Origin of the sequence: Burkholderia sp. HI2500 (assembly GCF_002223055.1) — a bacterium.
Lineage (GTDB): Bacteria > Pseudomonadota > Gammaproteobacteria > Burkholderiales > Burkholderiaceae > Burkholderia.
Genome location: NZ_NKFL01000006.1, coordinates 2,524,345 through 2,542,968 on the forward strand (window position 1 = coordinate 2,524,345; position 18,624 = coordinate 2,542,968).

Genomic DNA, 18,624 nt, shown 5'->3' on the forward strand with positions numbered 1-18,624 from the left:
ATTCGACGAGCGGCTCGTCGGGCAGGGATGGGCCGCAAGTAGCACGGGCGGCGCAACCGCCTGCACCATCGGAAACGTGCATGCCACGTCTTTCCGCCTTCACCGCTTCGTTAGGTATACAAACCAAGTCGAAGCGATCTCCCAGTCCTTTTTCAAAGGGAAAAAACTCATGAACAAGACCTACGCACTGGTCTGGAACCAAGCCCAAGGATGCTGGAGCGCCGTCGGGGAAACCGCGCGCCGGCGCGCCAAACCCGGCAGCGCCAAGCGCGTCGCCGCCGCCCTCTCCCTGCTCGGCCTGACCTCGCTGCCCGCCTTCGCGCTGCCCACCGGCGAAAACATCACCGCCGGCAAGGCCGACATTCTGCGCGACGCAGACGGCAAGTCGATGTCCATCAACCAGCACACCGACAAGCTCATCACCAACTGGAACGACTTCAGCATCGCCGGCAACGAGCGCGTGTCGTTCCATCAGCCCGGCAAGCAGTCGATCGCACTGAACCGCGTGGTCGGCAACAACGGCAGTCAGATTCAAGGCCAGCTCGACGCCAACGGCAAGGTCTTCCTCGTCAACCCCAACGGCGTGCTGTTCGGCTCCGGCGCGCAGATCAACGTCGGCGGCCTCGTCGCCTCCACCCAGAACATCGCCGACGCCGACTTCCTCGCCGGCAACTATCGCTTCTCGGGTAACTCCACCGCATCGATCGTCAACGACGGCCGCATCGCCGCCGCCGACGGCGGCAGCGTCGCGCTGCTCGGCGCGCGCGTGTCCAACAACGGCGTGATCCAGGCGAAGATGGGCCGCGTCGCGCTCGGCGCCGGCAATGCGTTCAAGGTCAACTTCGACGGCAACGACCTGCTCAGCCTGCAGGTCGAAGGCGGCGCCGTCGACGCGCAGGCCAGCAACGGCGGCCTGCTCAAGGCCGACGGCGGCGAAGTGCTGATGACCGCGCGCGCCGCGGGCAACCTGCTGAACGCCGTCGTCAACAACACCGGCACGATCGAAGCGAAGGGGCTCGTCACCGACCTCAACGGCAAGATCGCGCTCGACGGCGGCAAGATCACGCTCGACGGCGACACGGTCACGGTCGCCGGCAAGCTCGACGCGAGCGCCGCCGAAGCCGAGGCACCGGCAGGCTCCGTCGTCACGCGCGGCCAGCAGGTTCGCGTTGCACGCGACGCCACGGTCGACACGCGTGCGGGCAACACCGCCGGCACCTGGACCATCGAAGCGGCCAATGCAGGCGTCGCAAACAACAAGATCGACAGTCTCTATCCGGCCAACGCCTCGATCGATGCCGATACGCTGTCGAACAACCTCGGCACCACCAACGTCGCGCTCACCAACACGCAGGGCGACCTGACGGTCGGCGGCCCGGTCGCGTGGAACAGCGACCGCGCACTCACGCTCACGTCGCAGAAGGGCAACGTCGATCTGCAGCAAACGGTGTCCGCCACCGGCGCGAACGCGAGCCTGAACGTCAACGCCGCCGACAAGATCCGTATCGACGAGGCGGTCAAGCTCACCGGCCGCCATGCACACCTCGAACTCAATTCGAAGAACGGCCATACGCTGAACAACGGCGCTGCCGTGACGCTGTCCGGCGACAACGCGTCGTTCCGTTCGAACGGCGAGGACTACAAGGTGCTCCATACCGTCGCCGACCTGCGTAACGTCGATTCGAACCGCGGCGGCCGCTACGTGATCGGCAACACGATCGACGGTGCCAATACGAGCCTCCGCAGCATCGGCGGCAACCAATCGTTCTACGGCGTATTCGACGGCCTCGGCAACACGGTCGAGCGCCTGCGCATTTCCAACCCGGGCCAGACGACCGTCGGCCTGTTCTCGCACAACGCCGGCCGCATCGCCAACCTCAACCTGCGCGACATCGCGACGACCGCATCGGGTCTGCCGTACGGCTATCCGATTTCCGTCGGCACGCTCGCCGGCAGCAACTCGGGCACGATCTCGAACGTGACGGCCGACAACGTCGCAGTCTCGGCGACGGGGACGGCGATCATCGGCGGTCTCGTCGGCTCGAACTACGGCGGCACGATCGAGCACGCCAAGGTGTCCGGCCGCATCGACGGCGATCGCTACGCGCAGTCGATCGGCGGCCTCGTGGGCGAGAACCTGACGCTGCTGAACAAGCCTCCGGTATCGGCGATGATCCGCGACAGCCAGGCCAACGTACAGATCAACGCCGCGCACGACAGCGCCACGGGCGGCCTGGTCGGGCGCAACACGGGCATGATCGAGCGCTCGTCGAGCACCGGCAGCGTGAACGCGACGGGCAGCCAGTCGATGGTCGGCGGGCTCGTCGGCATGAACGACGGCAGCGGCATCGTCAAGCAGTCGTCGTCGTCCGCGAGCGTGACCGCGCGCAACAATGCCGTGGCGGGCGGGCTCGTCGGTCTCAACCTGGCCACCATCGCGGATTCGCGCGCCAGCGGCAAGGTAAGCGTCGGCGAGCGTAGCGTCGCAGGCGGTCTCGCAGGCGTGAACCTGGGCAACATCGACGCGTCCACGGCCGACAGCGACGTGTTCGCGGCCGCATCGAGCACCGTCGGCGGTCTCGTCGGCACGAACAGCGGCCGGATCATGAAGTCGCAGGCCAACGGCAACGTGACGGCGGGCAGCAAGGCGGCGGCCGGCGGCTTCGCCGGCTACAACGACGGCGACATCGACGAATCGACCGCGACGGGCAACGTCGTCGCCGGCGCCGACAGCCTCGCCGGCGGCTTCGCCGGGCGCAACGGCAAGTCGGGCCGCATCCATGCGTCCGACGCGCAAGGTCAGGTCCGGGCCACGGGCAAATCGACGCTCGGCGGCTTCGCGGGCGCGAACGACGGCTTCATCGAGACGTCCCTCGCCAGCGGCAACGTGACCGGCGACCAGAACAGCACGGTCGGCGGCTTTGTCGGCACGAATGCCGGCATCATCGAGGCGTCCGACGCATCCGGCAACGTGGCCGCGGGCGACAACGGCACAGCAGGCGGCTTTGCCGGGGTCAACACCGGCACGCTGGATTCCGCCAACGCATCGGGTACCGTCACCGTTCGGAACGCCGGCACGGCGGGGGGTCTCGTGGGGCTCAACCAGGGCCTCGTCCGCACGTCGAGCGCAAACGGCAAGGTCCTGGCCGGGCAATCGAGCTACGCCGGCGGCCTCGCAGGCCGCAATACCGGGACGATCGCCGATTCCCGTGCCACGGGCGCGGTGAAGGCGGGCGACTTCTCGTCGGCCGGCGGCCTCGTCGGCCGTAACGAGAGCGGCACCGTCGCACGCTCGACGGCGTCGGGCGACGTCGAAGCCGGCACGCAGAGCAATGTCGGCGGCCTCGTCGGCCTCCTGGCCGGGCAAGTCGACCAGTCGCGCGCGACGGGTTCCGTCAAGGGCGGCGATGCCAGCTACGTCGGCGGCCTCGTCGGCAACAGCGGCGGCCTCATTAATGCGTCGTCGTCGAGCGGCACCGTCTCCGGCGGCCGCTACGCACGACTGGGCGGCCTCGTCGGCGGCAACTTCGGCTTCGTCTACGGCTCGTCGAGCACCAGCCGCGTCGACGTGAAGGCTGGCTACGACCAGTCCTACGGCGCACTGATCGGCGTGAACTACGGTCGCGTGAAGCCCTGACGTGAACCCGGACGGCTCCGGCTCCGCCGCCTGAGCGGCATGCCGGATGCCGTCGCCTGATGCGAGCGGTCCGACCGCTCGTCGCCGGCGGCCGCGAGGCTGCCGATTGTCACCCTCCGGCCGATCGGCCTTCGAGGTCGGCCGGACTTCCGAAAAACAACCAGGAAGACCGAACCATGAACAGAACCTACGCACTGGCCTGGAACCAGGCCCAGGGATGCTGGAGCGCCGTCGGGGAAACCGCGCGCCGGCGCGCCAAACCCGGCAGCGCCAAGCGCGTCGCCGCCGCTCTCTCCCTGCTCGGCATCGTCAGCCTGCCCGCCTTCGCGCTGCCCACCGGCGAGAACATCACCGCCGGCAAGGCCGACATCATTCGCGAAAACGACGGCAAGTCGATGCTCGTCAACCAGCACACCGACAAGCTCATCACCAACTGGAACGACTTCAGCATCGCCGGCAACGAGCGCGTGTCGTTCCATCAGCCCGGCAAGCAGTCGATCGCGCTGAACCGCGTGGTCGGCAACAACGGCAGCCAGATCCACGGCCAGCTCGACGCCAACGGCAAAGTCTTCCTCGTCAACCCCAACGGCGTGCTGTTCGGCTCCGGCGCGCAGATCAACGTCGGCGGCCTCGTCGCCTCCACCCAGAACATCGCCGACGCCGACTTCCTCGCCGGCAACTATCGTTTCTCCGGCAACTCCACCGCGTCGATCGTCAACGACGGCCGCATCACCGCCGCCGACGGCGGCAGCGTCGCGCTGCTCGGCGCGCGCGTGTCCAACAACGGCGTGATCCAGGCGACGATGGGTCGTGTCGCGCTCGGCGCCGGCAACGCGTTCAAGGTCAACTTCGACGGCAACGACCTGCTCAGCCTGCAGGTCGAAGGCGGCGCGGTCGATGCACAGGCCAGCAACGGCGGCCTGCTCAAGGCCGACGGCGGCGAAGTGCTGATGACCGCGCGCGCGGCAGGCAACCTGCTGAGCGCCGTGGTCAACAACACCGGCACCATCGAAGCGAAGGGCCTCGCCAGCCATGGCGGCAAGATCACGCTCGACGGCGGCACCGTCAAGGTCGCCGGCAAGCTCGATGCGAGCGCGGCCGAAGCCGGCGCACCGATTGGCTCAGTCACGACGCACGGCGAACGTGTCGACATCGCGAACGACACGATCGTCGATACGCGTGCTGGCAACACCGCCGGCACCTGGACCATCAAAGCGGCCAACGGCGGCGTGAACGGCCCGAGCGTCACCGGCGAGTCGATCGACGCGGACACGCTGTCGCGCAATCTCGGCACGACGAACGTCGCGCTGAAGAACACGCAGCTCGTACTGATGGTCGGCGGCCCGGTCACGTGGAACAGCGACAACGCGCTCACGCTGACCGGGATCTACGTCTCGCTGTGGCACCCGATGTTGGCAACCGGCACGAACGCCAGCCTGACGGTCGACGCCTACAACCTCCGCCTGAACGATGCAGTGAAGCTCACCGGTCGCAATGCTCATGTTGATCTGACCACGACACACCTCGGGTTCATGCATGACCAAGCCGCCCTGATGCCGTCCGGCGAAAATGCATCGTTCCGCTGGAATGGCGAGAACTACAAGCTGCTGCACACCCTCGACGATCTGCGCAATATCGACGCGAACCTGGGAGGCCGTTACGCGCTCGGCAACACGATAGACGGGGCCGGTAGGGAATTCCGCAGCATCGGCGGACAATCGGCGTTCTCCGGCGTGCTCCAGGGTCTCGGCAATACGATCAGCGGCCTGAGAATTTCCAATGCCGACCACAACTTCGTTGGCCTGTTCGCGGCGAACGCCGGCTACATTACCAGCCTCAACTTGCGGAACATCACGACGCTCGCATCGAGCCAACCGTACGGCTCGCCGGTCTCCGTCGGGACCCTGGCCGGCTACAACGTCGGCACGATCGATTACGTGACCGCCAAGGACGTGGTCGTCGCGGCCAACGGCCGCGCGAACGTCGGCGGTCTCGTCGGCTACAACGTGGGAAACATCGACGTAGCGACCACAACAACCAAAGTATTCGCCGACTCGGGCAGCGTCGCGGGCGGCCTCGTCGGCTACAACCGAGGGAAGATTAACGCGCTCGTAGAAAGCGACGTCATCGCCGGTACGGGCAGCGTGGCAGGCGGCATCGTTGGGCACAACGACAAGACTGGCATCGTCAACGGGCGCGCCGAAGGCAACGTGACAGTTGGAGACAAATCGACGGCCGGCGGCGTAGCCGGTGTGAACGACGGTTCCATAGGCGGGGGGGCCGGAGTGAATGTGACGGGTAAAAACGAAAGCACGCTTGGTGGCATCGTAGGCCGCAACACTGGCCGCATCACCGGATCCACAGTATTCGCCAATATCACCGGCGGCATCGGCAGCATCATAGGCGGTGCTGTCGGCGAAAACACAGGCGTCATCGCGGCGCGCTGGGGCGGCGACATACTGGCCGGGCTCGGCAGCAAGGTCGGCGGTCTCGTCGGCCGCAATACTGGAAGCATTGAATACGGCATGATCCGCTATGACGGCGTTGTGAAAGCGGGCGCTCAATCCCTCGTTGGCGGCGTCGTCGGAGAAAACGCTGGTGGCACCATCACCTCTGTGGCCGCGTACGGAAATGTCGAGGGCGGCGACTACAGCTTCGTCGGCGGCCTCGTCGGCTACAACGGCGGCCTCATTAATGACTCGTGGTCGAGCGGCACCGTCTCCGGCGGCCGCTACGCCATTCTGGGCGGGCTCGTCGGCGTGAACTTCGGTCTCGTCTCTGATTCGTCGACCAACACCAGCGTCGACGTGAAGGCGGGCTACAACCAGATATACGGCCCGCTGGTCGGCCTCGACTACGGCCAGGTGAAGCCCTGAGCATGAACCGCGACGGATCCGGCCGCGCCGCATAAGCGGCCTGCCGGATTCCGTCTCCTGAAGCGAGCGGCGCCGCCGGTTGTCACCCTCCGGCCGATCGGCCTTCGAGGTCGGCCGGACTTCCGAAAAACAACCAGGAAGACCGAACCATGAACAGAACCTACGCACTGGCCTGGAACCAGGCCCAGGGATGCTGGAGCGCGGTCGGGGAAACCGCGCGCCGACGCGCCAAACCCGGCAGCGCCAAGCGCGTCGCCGCCGCTCTCTCCCTGCTCGGCATCGTCAGCCTGCCCGCCTTCGCGCTGCCCACCGGCGAGAACATCACCGCCGGCAAGGCCGACATCATTCGCGAAAACGACGGCAAGTCGATGCTACGGAGCGATCCAAACGGAGACGCCAAACCGGGACTCGATAAGATAGAGAGGAGTGTCGTTATCCGAAACATCGGCATGCATGGCGGCTGCAGCACCGGTACGCGATTGCGTGCCTCCCCGAGTACCGCGCATGCATCTTCAATCGGGCGGGCTTACTTCGCAGCCGCCCCGTCGCAGCGGGAATGACCGGGAATGTCGACGATGCGCCCGGACACGGGAAGCGGGACACCCGGATACACGTTGAAAGCGTCGAGATCTTGTCCGTCCGATTTGGCGCCTTCCACGCGATAGTGGACATTACCGGTGGCCGTCAGCCGTGCACCAGACGCTTCGCACGTGACGGCGAGCGTCGCCCGGGTTTTAGACGGCAACTGGCGTACGATCCCGCTGAACGCGAGGTTGGCAACGATACTGGCGGACGGCTTCGTATGGCCGGCGCCGAGCACCTTGATGACCGGCTTCACGTCGAGTCGGTAGACCGTTTCCGTGTCGACCGCACGCAATGCCTTGATCGTGATGGTCTTCGTCTGGCCAGGCGCCAGCGTCATTCGGAACGGATACGCATAAAGGGACGGCTGTGCGACATCGCCAACGGCTTCGAGACGCTCGCTTTCCAGCGGCACGCCGGGGTTCAGCAGGCGCGACAACGACACACTCACGTACTCGGTGCGCGCTCCGTTATTGACCACCTGGACCGAGTCGACGTCGTGTTTTAGTGTGATGTCCTTCGGAATCAAGTCAATCGCAGCGGCGGCTGATACGGGAAAGGCTAGCGCAGCCACGCGAGCAACCTGCAACAGCGCGCCTGAAATTCGTTTCATAGATAAATCTCCTTCGGCCGGTGTCCGCCCGATCTCCGACGACGCTGATTGATGCGTGCTCGATCGCACGTCGACCATCAAGGCGCCTTGATCACCGGTTCGAACGTCATCGACAGCACACCGCTATATGTACCTACGGTAGATTTGAAATCCCCAGCGGGCGGGTATGCCGACACATCGAGGTTGTAATAACCAATCGAATCGGTACCCGCCACCGGCGGCGCAGGATTCTGAAATTCCGTGCCCTGTCCGACCGCAATCGGCTTCAACACGCCGCCATCCGGCCCCAGCTGAACAACCGGCCTGCGAAAGACAAGTTCTGGATTCGACCGATGCGTAATCGTCAAAGGCGAATCGAGGCGCACCTGGAATTTCCCGCTGGTCGAAACGACCTTCAAGCGCGCCTGCACGTCGTAAGGTGTATCCCACCCGCCGAGTTGCTGCATCTCCATGCCCTGCTCGAACCAACCGCCTTTGTCGTCGGTCACGATCAGCTTGTTTGGTTTGACGACTCGTGCGGTCACCTTGCTCGTGAACTTGCCGTCCAGCACCACCGACTCCGCGGATACTGCGGCCGACACGCCGATCAACCCGGCACACACGCAACGTTGAATCACCTGTTTCATACGCGCTCCTACGCTTTCGTCACAACCGTAAAAACAAGAACGTCGTTGTAGTCGCCCTCTTTCAGTTCGCGCCCCACCGTCGTCTTGAACGTCGGCGCGAAACAAGTCTTTCCCGAACTGTTGAGAGACAACGCCGTGTTATTCGTATTCGGTAGATGAGTGGTCGACGAACCGCTGTTCAATGTCACGTCATACGGGATGAATTGTGTTGCGTCGCTCACATTCCTTAACCTGTAGCGATTCCCGACAACACCATTAACGCTGGTCGCATCGATCACGAATTTCTTGCCACTGACAACAGGACCATCATACGTAAAACAAAGCTGATCCGCGCCGGACAGCATCTTTTCCGAATCACCTTCCGGCAACTCGCCAAGGTTCCAATCAGGTGCGTTCATCTTGAGCACGATCGGGGGGGATGGCGGCGTCTCTGGATCAACCACCGTGCAGTTACTAGCAGTTCCGAAGCGCCCCAGATATGCCCCTCCCGTGGCTTCCACGACATGCGTATCGTCCGTGTAATTACCCGCTCGAATAGATAACGCGGGCCAATCCGAGACGACACTGTTGTTGATCACAACTTCCACATCAGCGACAAAAGCCCCTCTCTTATTCCATTCCGGCGTCTGATTCGAAGCCAACCCTCCGGTGTACATCAAGTATCCGTACCCGCCCTGCCAAATCGCCTTATTGTGCACACCATTCATTGTGACCGAATTTGCCGGAGTAGAAGACAAGTTCATATTTCCATACTTGTCGTATGTATAAAGCAAGATCCCACGACTCTGGAAGATCCCCCTGGGGGGTACATCCCACCCCGGTTTAAAATCCATTCTTACTCTTAGCGTACTGGTCCCATCGCCGTTCTCGCTCCAAGAACAAGATCCGTATCTATCGATCACCGAACCCGGTATCGCAGTACTCCATGCAAACGCACTATCGGCAAATACCGAGAGGATCGAAAGAAGGAAAGCCGTTTCGATCCACTTGAATACTCGTCCTTTAGATGTCATTTTTCCACCCATTGTCAAATCATTTCGGCCGTTCGCGCTGAAAGCCAGGAGGTATTCGCGCCGCCCCCGCCGCCAACTACCCGTCAACTACTCTGATGCCCCTTACTTGCCCATGTTTTTAAGCTGATAGATCACCACGCCGTAGCCGATACTGACGAACAGCGGCGCCGTTGTGTCGCCGTCGCGACCAGCGTCAACGACAACGTGCTCGCGGGGCCGGAATGTCACTCGCCACACTTGAGGCTCATCCGGTGTGGAAAGCGCTTTCAACGCCATCCGGTATTTCTGCCCCGGCGACAGCACTAGCCGATTGGGCAAGACCAGCAACGTCGGCTGCGACACCTCTTCGACCGGTACGAGCTGCTCCGGCATGTACCCCGGATTCGAGACGCGCTGCTGCGAGATGTCGAGATACAACGGCGTATCGCCGACGTTTTCCACCCACAGTTCGCTCGCGGGTTTGTCGGGCGACAACGTGAGCTCGGTGCGAGACAACTTCAGGATGCCCGCGGCAAAACTGCCGCTGCAGCAAAGCAGCGCCAACGCACCCAGCGCCCAGCACAGCGTGCGCTTCATCACGGACAGTGCAGCGTGTTGGGTGTACCGTCGACACTGAGCGTCATGCGCTTGGTCGCGAAATGCTGCGGCGTGCCCGGGAATACCGCGATCGTCTGCGGCTGCTTCACACCGTCATACGACACGTCCGAGAACAACGTGCGCACATTGCCGGTGCTTTCCAGCGTCATGCCGCCCTCCTCGCAGCGATGGGTCCATGCCACCTTCAACTTGCCGGGCGGTGGCAAATGCCGGACCAGCACGCCATAGCCGATTGCCACCGACATCGGCGCGGTAATCTTGTCTTTCGGCGCGTCGTCCACCTTCAGCGACCTGATCGGCACCACGTACAGCCGGTAGAGCTCTTCCTGCGCGGGTTCCATCAACGACTTCAACTCGATCTGCCGGCTCTGGCCCGGCCCGAGCGTGAGCTTGTCCGGGCTGGCGAGCACGCCCGGATTGTCCAGTTGCCCGAGGTCGACTTTCTTCTCGGGCGTCACGCCCGGATTCATGATCTTCTGCAGCGTGATCGACAAGTAGAGCGGTGCGTCGCCCATGTTTCGCACGGTCACTTTCTGATCGTGCGTGGCGTACACGCGGGTCGCGGCCGGCATCACCATCAGTTCGCCTTCCGCCTGCGCGGGCTGCACGGTCGCGCAAGCCAGCGCAACGCAAGCGAACATCCAATGCTTCACGTTGAATTTCATATGCTTACTCCTTTGATTCATTGAGCCCGGGCAATGTGCAGCGGAAATCGCTGCCACTTGCATCCTTGAGGCTGCAGGTGTACCGATGCCCGCCCTGGTCGACCGTGATCTGCGACAGCAGCGTCTTGCTGACGATCGAGAACAGGCCGTTGCGATGCGCGACGTCCCCCGTCTCGACGATCTTGCCGCTGACAGGCTTGCCATCGGCATCCTTCAGGAAGCCGCTGTAGATCATGTTGATGTCGACCTTCGCATTGGCCGCATACACCTGGCCCGGATGCGCGCGGACGATGTTGGCGGGCACTTCGATATTCATGTCGAGCTTGTCGTTGTTGCTGTACACGCGCGCGAATGCAACGTCGGAATACGTATTCAACGGCACCGCATAGGTGCTGCCGCCGCCCACCGGATTGCCTTCCACGTTGAAGCCGTAGTTCATTCCGTCGAGCTTCGGCGTGCGCAGCAACATCGCGCTGCCGCCATTGCTGTAGCGACCGAATGCGACGCCATCGCGGCTGGCCGCGACCATGCCGCGATAGTTGAAATCGACGTTGGAGGCATCGCCGTTGTAGCCGACGTTCAGCGACGCCTCGCCGCGTGTGCCCGAACGCGAGCCATATACGTTCACGCCGTAATCGGAATTGATGCGGTTGCCCGTGACCCCGAGCGTCGTCGTACCGAATCCGTCCTGGAAATCCTTCCGGTAGTCGCCGCTCAATTGCGTCTGGCCGCCGGAGCGCGCGGCGCTGAAGCTCGCCTGAACCTTATCGAGCTGCATGGTCATGTTGAAATACACGCCATATCCGTCGCTCGTGCGGCTGAAGCTGCCCTTCTGCACGCCGAGCGCGAACGTTGCCCACAAACCGTTCGGCCGATAGTTCCAGCGCACTTCCGCCTGGTGCGTCGCACCGAAACCCGACTGCTGGTAGTTGTAGCCGACGGTCGCCTTGCGCAGCGTGCGGCTGTACGACACGCTGGTGCTCGACGTGCCTGCATAGAACCGCGACACCTCGTTGTTCAGATAATGACTGGCCGAAAGGCTGCCGAGGGCTTCGCTCGATGCGGCCATGCTGACGTAGCCGCCCGCCTTGCGATCGCCCGCCAGCACGCCGAGCGTGGGGGTGATGTCGACGTCGCCAATCTGCGTCGGGCGCGTGACGTTCACTTCCGCCGCCCAGTCGCCACCGCGGCCGACGAGCGTCGACGCGTTCATGTAGAACTGGCGGAAGTTCCGGCTCATCGCGGCTTCCATCAGGAAGCCGCCGCGCTCGCTCATCTCCTTGCCGACTGTGAAATGCCACGCATTGCCGCTGGCGGCGCCGAAGTTGACGTTGTTGATCTCGCGGATTTCCTGCGTGATCACGTTGCCGTTGCGGTCGACCAGGCGCACCTGCACCGGGTAATAGCCGCCGGGCAGATCCGCGAAGCTGATCTCGTTGCGGCCGAGCACGGCCGGGCGCTTCATGATCAGGCGGCCGTTCCGGTAAAACTCGTAGTTGCCTTCCGCCGTCGCATACAGCACCAGCGAACCCGCGCTGCGATCGACCTGCAGGTTGCTCTGGCTGCCGAATGTCACGAACTGGTCGAAACTCGGTGACAGCAGCGTGCTGACCGAACCGGACGCGTAGTCGATGCTGTTCTGCTTACCAGCCCGCACGTAGGTTCGCGCGAAGTTCTTTTGCAGGTAATACGACGAGACGCCCTGCGAGCCGTAGCTCGAGCCGCGCGTTTCCGTGCGGTTCGCGTACCAGCTGACGTAGCCGAAGCTGCGCGACGGCAGGCCGACCCAGGTCGCGCCATTCAGGTTGGCGGCACGATAACCGTCGGACGACGCGCGGAAGTCGGCCGACTGGTTGTTGACCAAGCCGAAGCTCGTTTGTGGTGCGAAGTAATCCTCGCGCGTATCGCGAATCGATATCGAGCGCTTGAGCTTGTCGATCGTGACGTAATAACCCTCAACCTCGATATCGCAGCCCTTGCTGCACCGCTTGTAGTCAACCTTGGAAATGACGTTGCGAATAATATCGACATCATCCGGCGAAACGCCGTTTGCCGCGTACTTTGCCGCGTCGAAATCGAGCGCTGCTTCCGTCGCCGAATAACGCACGAAACCCGGCAACGTCTTGCCGTTGAACGTCGCGACATAATTCGCGCTATCGTCCATTTCAGCGGCGCTGAACCCCTCAGGCACGCCATACGACACCTTGACTTCGGCAAACGACTGCGACGAGATGAGCACGAATGCACCGAGCCACAGCCTATTGAACGGAAACGGAGCTCGATAGGTCAACACGCTATTCTCTTGGCAACAGGAACGAAATCGGAATCCAGAGTGGAAATGCCACCTGGGCGCAGAAACAAGGCGCGGGAGCGAAGCCCCCGAGGCGGGGCTTCGCGAGGGAACTACTGAGAGTTACTTCGTGGCCGGCGTATCACCACCGCCGGCTGCCGCGACCGGCTCGAACACCATCACGAGATCGCCGCTGTAGCTGCCGTTGGTGCTGTTCGAACCGACCATCTTCGGTGCGTCGACCTTGATGTTCACGTTGTGGATTTCGTCGAAGCCACCGTTGCCCGCGACCGTTTGCTTGATCGGCTGGACCGCGCCGAACTTGACTTCCTTTTCACCCGCGGCACTGCCGAGCGTGATCACCGGGCTCGTCATTTCGTAGTTGCCATTCGACAGCTTCAGCGGCTGTGCGAGCGAAATGTTGAAGTCGGAGTTCTTCGTGAACACGCGGATCGGCAGCGACTTCGAGAACTTCGTTTGCGTGTAGTCGGTGGGCTGCAGCTCTTCCGTGCTGTACCACGTCGAGCCGTCCGGCTTCGACACGAAGATGCCGTCGTTGATCTGCGCGGTCAGCGTGATCTTCTTCGACACCGATTCGGCTTGAGCCGTGTGCGCCATGCCGAACAGTGCCGTGGTGACGCCCATTGCCAGAACGAGTTTGCTGAGTTTCATCGATGGATCTCAATTTAAAAGATTGATTTACAGAGATCGAATACCGACTAATTAATCAATCAGTATTCAAACGTGTGGAAGATCAATTCCACTGACGTAATTTTCGATGAGCAGCTGCAAGTGGGCGATAGGACAACCTTTCACAACGACTTCAAAATACCTAGTACAAGTATGAAATTAAAATATTTGTCGCGTTAATTCGTTGATTGTCAGGCCGTTTTAAAGATTTGTTCGTACCGGTCGTGCCACGGCGGGCGGCGGAACACCATCACGATGACCTGTCCGCTCATCGGACAGGCGCATCCGTCAATGCGCTGCGGGGCCACGCGATCGCGACCCATCCCCGTGCGGCGCGCTTGTTTTCTTTTAATGAAGTCGCCGCTATCCGATTTTGCTGCGGGTCATTTCAATCCGCGCGTCGAACGGCATCATGGCGTGCTGTCCGACAGGTGGGCGATCCTTGACGATCGCCGCGGCAATTCAATGGGCGATCCGCTCCAGTGCATGTTCGATCTCGCCCCTGAACGCGTCCCAGTGCGATTCGAACGCCGCCGCGCCGCCCGTATTCACGGTTGTTTCCATCTGTGCACATGCGTCGCGCGCGACACTGTCGCCGGCCAGCGCGAAACCGCCGCGCATCGAATGCAGTTCCACTGCAAGCGCATGCGCGTCGCCGTTCGACAGCGCCGCCTCGATCGTGCCCAGCGAGCGCAGCGTGGCTTCGCGCAGGGTGCGGCGAATTTCGCCGGTGACGACCGGCGCCTGCACACGCGTATCGGCCTGCGCGTGCGCCGCCGTCTCGCCGTGCCGCCCGTCATGCCGACGCAGCACCGCGTCGAGCACATCGATCGACAACGGCTTGAGCACCACCTCCGCCGCGCCCACCTGCACGCAGCGGCGCCGGTCTTCATCGGTCGCATGCGCGGTCATCGCGATCACCGGGACCTTCTCACCCTGCTCGCGCAGGAAATTCGCCAGCGCAAAACCGTCGAGCTGCGGCATGCTCAGATCGGTCAGCACGATATCGAACGGATGCACGAAATACGCGCGCATCGCTTCCATCCCGTTCTCGACGATCGTCGCGTCGTGGCCGAGCGCGTCGAGCTGATCCCGCAACAGCGCGCGGCTGGCCGGGTGATCCTCGGCCACCAGCACGCGCAGCGGTTCCACGTCATCGCGCTGGTCCGGCGTGCGCGCATCGTGCGCCGCATCCGGTTCGGGCTCGATGCTCCGCCAGCCGGCCGGTGCCTCGGGCAACGGCAGTGTTGCCGTGAACGTCGAACCCTCGCCCACCCGGCTCTCGACCGTCAGTTCGCCGTGCATCAATCGCGCAATACGGCGACACAGCGGCAACCCCAGCCCGGTGCCGCCGAATCGGCGATAGATCGACGCATCGGCCTGCATGTAGACGTCGAACAGTGTCGGCAACGCGTCGTCGGGAATGCCGACGCCCGTATCGCGCACGGCGATTTCGACGTCGCGCACGCCGGCGTCGCCGCACGCGAGTCGCGCATCGATCGCGATGCCGCCGTGCTCGGTGAACTTGATCGCATTGCCCACGAGGTTCGACACGAGCTGGCGCAAGCGCGTCGGATCGCCGATGTAGCCGTCGGCCAGGTCGGCCGCGACACCGCATTCGAGCGCCAGCCCCTTCGCTTCCGCGAGCGGCCGGAAGATCGCCGCGACCTCCGTCAGCACGCGCCGCGGATCGAACGGGATCTGCTCCAGCGCCATCTGGTTCGATTCCGCCTTCGACAGGTCGAGCACGTCGTTGATCACGCGCAGCAGCGCATCCGACGACGACACGATCGTCTTCAGGCGGCGCCGCTCGACCTCAGGCAGTTGAACTCGCTCCATGAGCTCCAGGTTGCCGACGATCGCATTGAGCGGCGTGCGGATTTCGTGGCTCATCGTCGCGAGGAACGTCGATTTCGCCTTGTTCGCATCGTCCGCCGCGATGCGCGCTTCCCTCAACTTGTCCTCCGTCAGCTTGCGGGCCGTGACGTCGGTCAGCGTGCAAAGCAACACATCGACGCCGCGGAACTTGGTCCTGACGACGTGAACGGCAAGATAGACCGTCTCGCGTCCCGCCCGCTCGACGGCGAACTCGTGCTGCACGATGCGGCGCCGGTCGCCTGTGCCGTCGTCGCGCTCCCGATAAGCCTGCCAGATGCGCTTGCCGAGCGGCAGCCCCGTTGCGTCGCTGTCGTAGGCAAGCACGGCTTCGTTGCACACCACCGTATCGCCGTCGGCCACCGACAGCAGCAGCAGCCCGGCCGGCGCATGGCGAATCAACGTCCGGTTGAACGCCTCGCTTTCGATCAGGCGGATCGCGCGCCGGTTCGCCGGAAGCAGGGCGCGACGGTCGAACAGGACGATCGTGAACCAGAGCAGCGCAATGCCGAACAGCGCCGTGCCGAGCGTCACGCTCACGCCGACCCACGTCGCTTTCGCCACGCTGCGCCACGAGAAAGTCGTCATCAAGACGAGACTCGAATCGGGCAGGCGGTCGCTGACGACGAACCGCGTGCCGACCCGGCGCACGGTCACGTGCTTGCCGAACGGATCGCGTGCGCCGGCCAGCGCGTGCCCGATCATCGCCGGATCGCGCAACCGCCCGAACACGATATTCCGGCTCGCATCGACGACAGCGACATCCTCGTCGTCCGAGTCCGGCGACATGACGTCGCTGAGGTTGAACGTGCCGGCGAACACGAGCCAGCCGAATGGCCGCCCGGCTTCATCGTCGAGCCGCCGGGCGAACCGCACGAGCGTGCGCCCGGCGATCGGATCGAAGCGGCGATCGAGCATGAACGTGACGTTCTCCATGTCGGGCTTCTGCTTCGCCGCACCGGTGGGCATCAGCCCGGCAATCAGCGCCGTCACGTCCGTATCGGGTGGAAGCGCACGCGTGCGCGCAACGAGCCCTTCGCCCATCACGGCGAGGAACGGTGCGTCGAGTCCGATCAGATAGCCGCCGAAGGGTTCGGCACCGGCCGGCTGAGGCCGATATCGCGTATACGAACCGACCAGCCCGAGCACGGTGCCGAGATACCGCGTATAAGATTCGGCGGAATGGCCCGCCCCGATCCCGGCCAGCAAAAAGATCGGCTGCCCTCCGCCCCCGGTCCGCACGGGCAGCCGGCCCTGCTCCGCTGAAAATGAGTGGAACGCGTCCGGCGACGGTTGCACGTCCCGGTTCCAGACCTGTTCCACCCGGTTCCCGAGGTCCAGTAGCAACCGGTCCGTGGTCCGCTGCGTCGCGTAAAACACGGTTTCGCGCTGCAGAAACGTCGAACGCGCGCGCGAGTAATAGTCCTGCACGTCGAGCCGCACGACAAGCGCCGCACAGACGAGCATGAACAGCGTGACCGCCGTGCCGCCGCCGTACAGCAGGAACTGCTGTTGACGCCGGACCCGGTGCGGATCGAACGCCTTGTTGCCGGTCACGGCCGTGGCCGCGTGCGACGCGAGTCTTTTCAGTTTTGCGGGCATGGATCGTTATCGGCGGCGCCGGACGGAAAGGTCACATTCGGTGCGCATGGCGTCCGGCTTGCCGCCCGGCCGGACTGTCCGCCGTCGTGCGGTGCGGCTTCCGATGCATCCGGCATGACGATGCGCGGCGTACTGGCTATTCGCCGGCGGCCGGGCCATCGGGCGCCGCCACGTCGGCCAGATTGCCGTCGCTCGCATAGCGGATCAGGTCGGCGTCGCGCGCGATGCCAAGCTTCTTCATCGCGCTCGTTTTCTGCGAACTGATCGTCTGCTTGCTGCGATGGAGCTGCGTGGCAATCTCGCCGACCGTATAGCCGGCGCCGAACAGCCGCACCACCTCGATCTCGCGGATCGTCAGCGGGCGGCTCGTATCCGACGTGCCCGCCGACTCCAGCAGTTGCTTGATATGCGGCGACAGGTAATTGGCGCCGACGTATGCCGCGTGCACCGCGCCGACGAGGTGGGAAATCGCATCCGACTTGCTCAGGATGCAACCGACGCCCTGCTTGCGGATCGCATGCAGCACGCTGGGGTTGTCGATCATCGTGATCGTCACGAGCTTCAGCGCCGGGTAGCGACGCTGCAGGAACGACAGCAGCACGAGCCCGTCGCCGAACTTGCCGCCGGGCATGACGTAGTCGACCACCAGCACGTCGCTCGGTTTCTCGTCGAGCGCCGCCACGAGATCGGTCGAATTGGACACGGAACCGACGAGCCGGATCGTGCTGCTGTCGGCAAGCGCCTGCGACATCCCGATCGCGGCTGATGGGTGGTCGTCCGCCACCATCACACGCACAAAGAATTCATCCATCGTCCCATTTCTCCCCGAGGCTTTTGATCGCGCACTCACCGACAGCCGCAGGATGCGGGCGGGCAACCGTTCCGGTTCCGTTCCATCCAACCGACGGGCCGTCGATTCGACCCGCCGCATTCGACACATCGGAGAATGCAAGCGCGACTCGATTTTAAGATAAAACGTGGGCAAGACCGTAAGCATCGGCCGACAGGCTGATGCAGACGGTAAATCGCGTCGCCGTGCGACATGCCCTGCACGGGCACGACAGCCGCGCGCGCGCAGGCTGTTGCCGATCGGCATGCCCTTCCGGGCCGGCACTACGCATGTGTACGAGACACGCGCCGACGCATGCAGTGGCTTCCCGGGCCGGAACGCAGCGCCGGGCTCGCCCTGTCCCGTCCCGATCCCTGTCCCATTGCAACCACTCGCGCAGCAGCGAGCCGGCCGCGCATCGAGCGCTTGCCGGCATCCGAATCGCCGTTAGGGTCGGTGGACACCTTCGCCCGATTCGCCCCGTTCCTCGATCGTCTGCTTCCATTCGGTGATCGCGCGCCGCTTCTGCATCGGCGACATGATCAGGAATTCGTTCATCCTGCCGAGAAAATCCCGTCTGGATTTCTCGGGAAGCGTGGCGAAATCGAGCAACATCACGAAGACTTTCACCATGTAGCGCACGGTCTTCCCCTCTTCTCACCTGATTGATCTACGCCGCCGTAGCCCGTGCGACGCGCTGCCTTCCATCCTTCGGACCTCGTCGGGCCC

Annotated in this window: 13 protein-coding genes; 3 read left to right on the forward strand and 10 right to left on the reverse strand. The window is 63.6% G+C overall.

Annotated elements, in window-relative coordinates; translation table 11 throughout:
* Positions 1-76 precede the first annotated feature (76 nt).
* The 3 genes from CFB45_RS29050 (at position 77) to CFB45_RS29060 (ending at position 7,073) form a co-directional block, all read left to right on the forward strand.
* Positions 77-3,637, forward strand: a complete 3,561-nt coding sequence (locus CFB45_RS29050) for a GLUG motif-containing protein (protein ID WP_256978396.1) — start codon at positions 77-79, stop codon at positions 3,635-3,637.
* 176 nt (positions 3,638-3,813) lie between these two features.
* Positions 3,814-6,513 carry a two-partner secretion domain-containing protein gene (locus CFB45_RS29055; protein WP_089428513.1) on the forward strand — a complete coding sequence of 900 codons (2,700 nt, stop codon included), beginning with the start codon at positions 3,814-3,816 and terminating at the stop codon, positions 6,511-6,513.
* Between the two features lie 149 nt (positions 6,514-6,662).
* Positions 6,663-7,073: an ESPR domain-containing protein gene (locus CFB45_RS29060; RefSeq protein ID WP_089428514.1), complete on the forward strand. Its 411-nt coding sequence runs from the start codon at positions 6,663-6,665 to the stop codon at positions 7,071-7,073.
* On the opposite strand, the gene CFB45_RS29065 is transcribed toward CFB45_RS29060, so the two are convergent.
* The 10 genes from CFB45_RS29065 to CFB45_RS29105 all read right to left on the reverse strand — a co-directional run bounded on the left by CFB45_RS29065 (position 7,040) and on the right by CFB45_RS29105 (position 18,528).
* Positions 7,040-7,708: a hypothetical protein gene (locus CFB45_RS29065; RefSeq protein WP_254600291.1), complete on the reverse strand. Its 669-nt coding sequence runs from the start codon at positions 7,706-7,708 to the stop codon at positions 7,040-7,042. The two genes, CFB45_RS29060 and CFB45_RS29065, sit on opposite strands and share 34 nt — an antisense overlap.
* A gap of 77 nt (positions 7,709-7,785) precedes the next feature.
* The gene (locus CFB45_RS29070) at positions 7,786-8,334 is read right to left on the reverse strand and encodes a hypothetical protein (RefSeq protein ID WP_089428515.1); all 549 of its coding nucleotides are present in this window, start codon (positions 8,332-8,334) and stop codon (positions 7,786-7,788) included.
* A gap of 8 nt (positions 8,335-8,342) precedes the next feature.
* The gene (locus CFB45_RS38650) at positions 8,343-9,071 is read right to left on the reverse strand and encodes a hypothetical protein (protein WP_143329859.1); all 729 of its coding nucleotides are present in this window, start codon (positions 9,069-9,071) and stop codon (positions 8,343-8,345) included.
* A 378-nt stretch (positions 9,072-9,449) separates the two neighbouring features.
* On the reverse strand, positions 9,450-9,923 hold the full coding sequence (locus CFB45_RS29075; protein ID WP_089428516.1) for a hypothetical protein: 474 nt from the start codon (positions 9,921-9,923) through the stop codon (positions 9,450-9,452).
* Entirely contained in the window at positions 9,923-10,609 is a 687-nt protein-coding gene (locus CFB45_RS29080; RefSeq protein ID WP_373558421.1) for a pilus assembly protein, read from the reverse strand. The genes CFB45_RS29075 and CFB45_RS29080 overlap by 1 nt, the downstream gene beginning before the upstream one ends.
* A gap of 4 nt (positions 10,610-10,613) precedes the next feature.
* The gene (locus CFB45_RS29085; protein WP_089429194.1) at positions 10,614-12,773 is read right to left on the reverse strand and encodes a TcfC E-set like domain-containing protein; all 2,160 of its coding nucleotides are present in this window, start codon (positions 12,771-12,773) and stop codon (positions 10,614-10,616) included.
* Between the two features lie 249 nt (positions 12,774-13,022).
* Positions 13,023-13,571, reverse strand: a complete 549-nt coding sequence (locus tag CFB45_RS29090) for a CS1 type fimbrial major subunit (RefSeq protein WP_089428517.1) — start codon at positions 13,569-13,571, stop codon at positions 13,023-13,025.
* A 480-nt stretch (positions 13,572-14,051) separates the two neighbouring features.
* Complete coding sequence (locus CFB45_RS29095; RefSeq protein WP_089428518.1) at positions 14,052-17,066, reverse strand: hybrid sensor histidine kinase/response regulator; 3,015 nt, start codon at positions 17,064-17,066, stop codon at positions 14,052-14,054.
* 136 nt (positions 17,067-17,202) lie between these two features.
* On the reverse strand, positions 17,203-17,877 hold the full coding sequence (locus tag CFB45_RS29100) for a response regulator (protein ID WP_089428519.1): 675 nt from the start codon (positions 17,875-17,877) through the stop codon (positions 17,203-17,205).
* A gap of 465 nt (positions 17,878-18,342) precedes the next feature.
* Positions 18,343-18,528 carry a hypothetical protein gene (locus CFB45_RS29105; protein ID WP_174975451.1) on the reverse strand — a complete coding sequence of 62 codons (186 nt, stop codon included), beginning with the start codon at positions 18,526-18,528 and terminating at the stop codon, positions 18,343-18,345.
* Positions 18,529-18,624 lie beyond the last annotated feature (96 nt).

What these genes read in the sequence shown, in the direction of transcription:
- CFB45_RS29105 (WP_174975451.1), bottom strand. Translation starts at nt 18,528, where the DNA reads ATGGTGAAAGTCTTCGTGATGTTGCTCGATTTCGCCACGCTTCCCGAG.
- CFB45_RS29095 (WP_089428518.1), bottom strand. Translation starts at nt 17,066, where the DNA reads ATGCCCGCAAAACTGAAAAGACTCGCGTCGCACGCGGCCACGGCCGTG.
- CFB45_RS29075 (WP_089428516.1), bottom strand. Translation starts at nt 9,923, where the DNA reads ATGAAGCGCACGCTGTGCTGGGCGCTGGGTGCGTTGGCGCTGCTTTGC.
- CFB45_RS29090 (WP_089428517.1), bottom strand. Translation starts at nt 13,571, where the DNA reads ATGAAACTCAGCAAACTCGTTCTGGCAATGGGCGTCACCACGGCACTG.
- CFB45_RS29065 (WP_254600291.1), bottom strand. Translation starts at nt 7,708, where the DNA reads ATGAAACGAATTTCAGGCGCGCTGTTGCAGGTTGCTCGCGTGGCTGCG.
- CFB45_RS29060 (WP_089428514.1), top strand. Translation starts at nt 6,663, where the DNA reads ATGAACAGAACCTACGCACTGGCCTGGAACCAGGCCCAGGGATGCTGG.
- CFB45_RS29085 (WP_089429194.1), bottom strand. Translation starts at nt 12,773, where the DNA reads ATGGACGATAGCGCGAATTATGTCGCGACGTTCAACGGCAAGACGTTG.
- CFB45_RS29055 (WP_089428513.1), top strand. Translation starts at nt 3,814, where the DNA reads ATGAACAGAACCTACGCACTGGCCTGGAACCAGGCCCAGGGATGCTGG.
- CFB45_RS29080 (WP_373558421.1), bottom strand. Translation starts at nt 10,609, where the DNA reads ATGAAATTCAACGTGAAGCATTGGATGTTCGCTTGCGTTGCGCTGGCT.
- CFB45_RS29070 (WP_089428515.1), bottom strand. Translation starts at nt 8,334, where the DNA reads ATGAAACAGGTGATTCAACGTTGCGTGTGTGCCGGGTTGATCGGCGTG.
- CFB45_RS29100 (WP_089428519.1), bottom strand. Translation starts at nt 17,877, where the DNA reads ATGGATGAATTCTTTGTGCGTGTGATGGTGGCGGACGACCACCCATCA.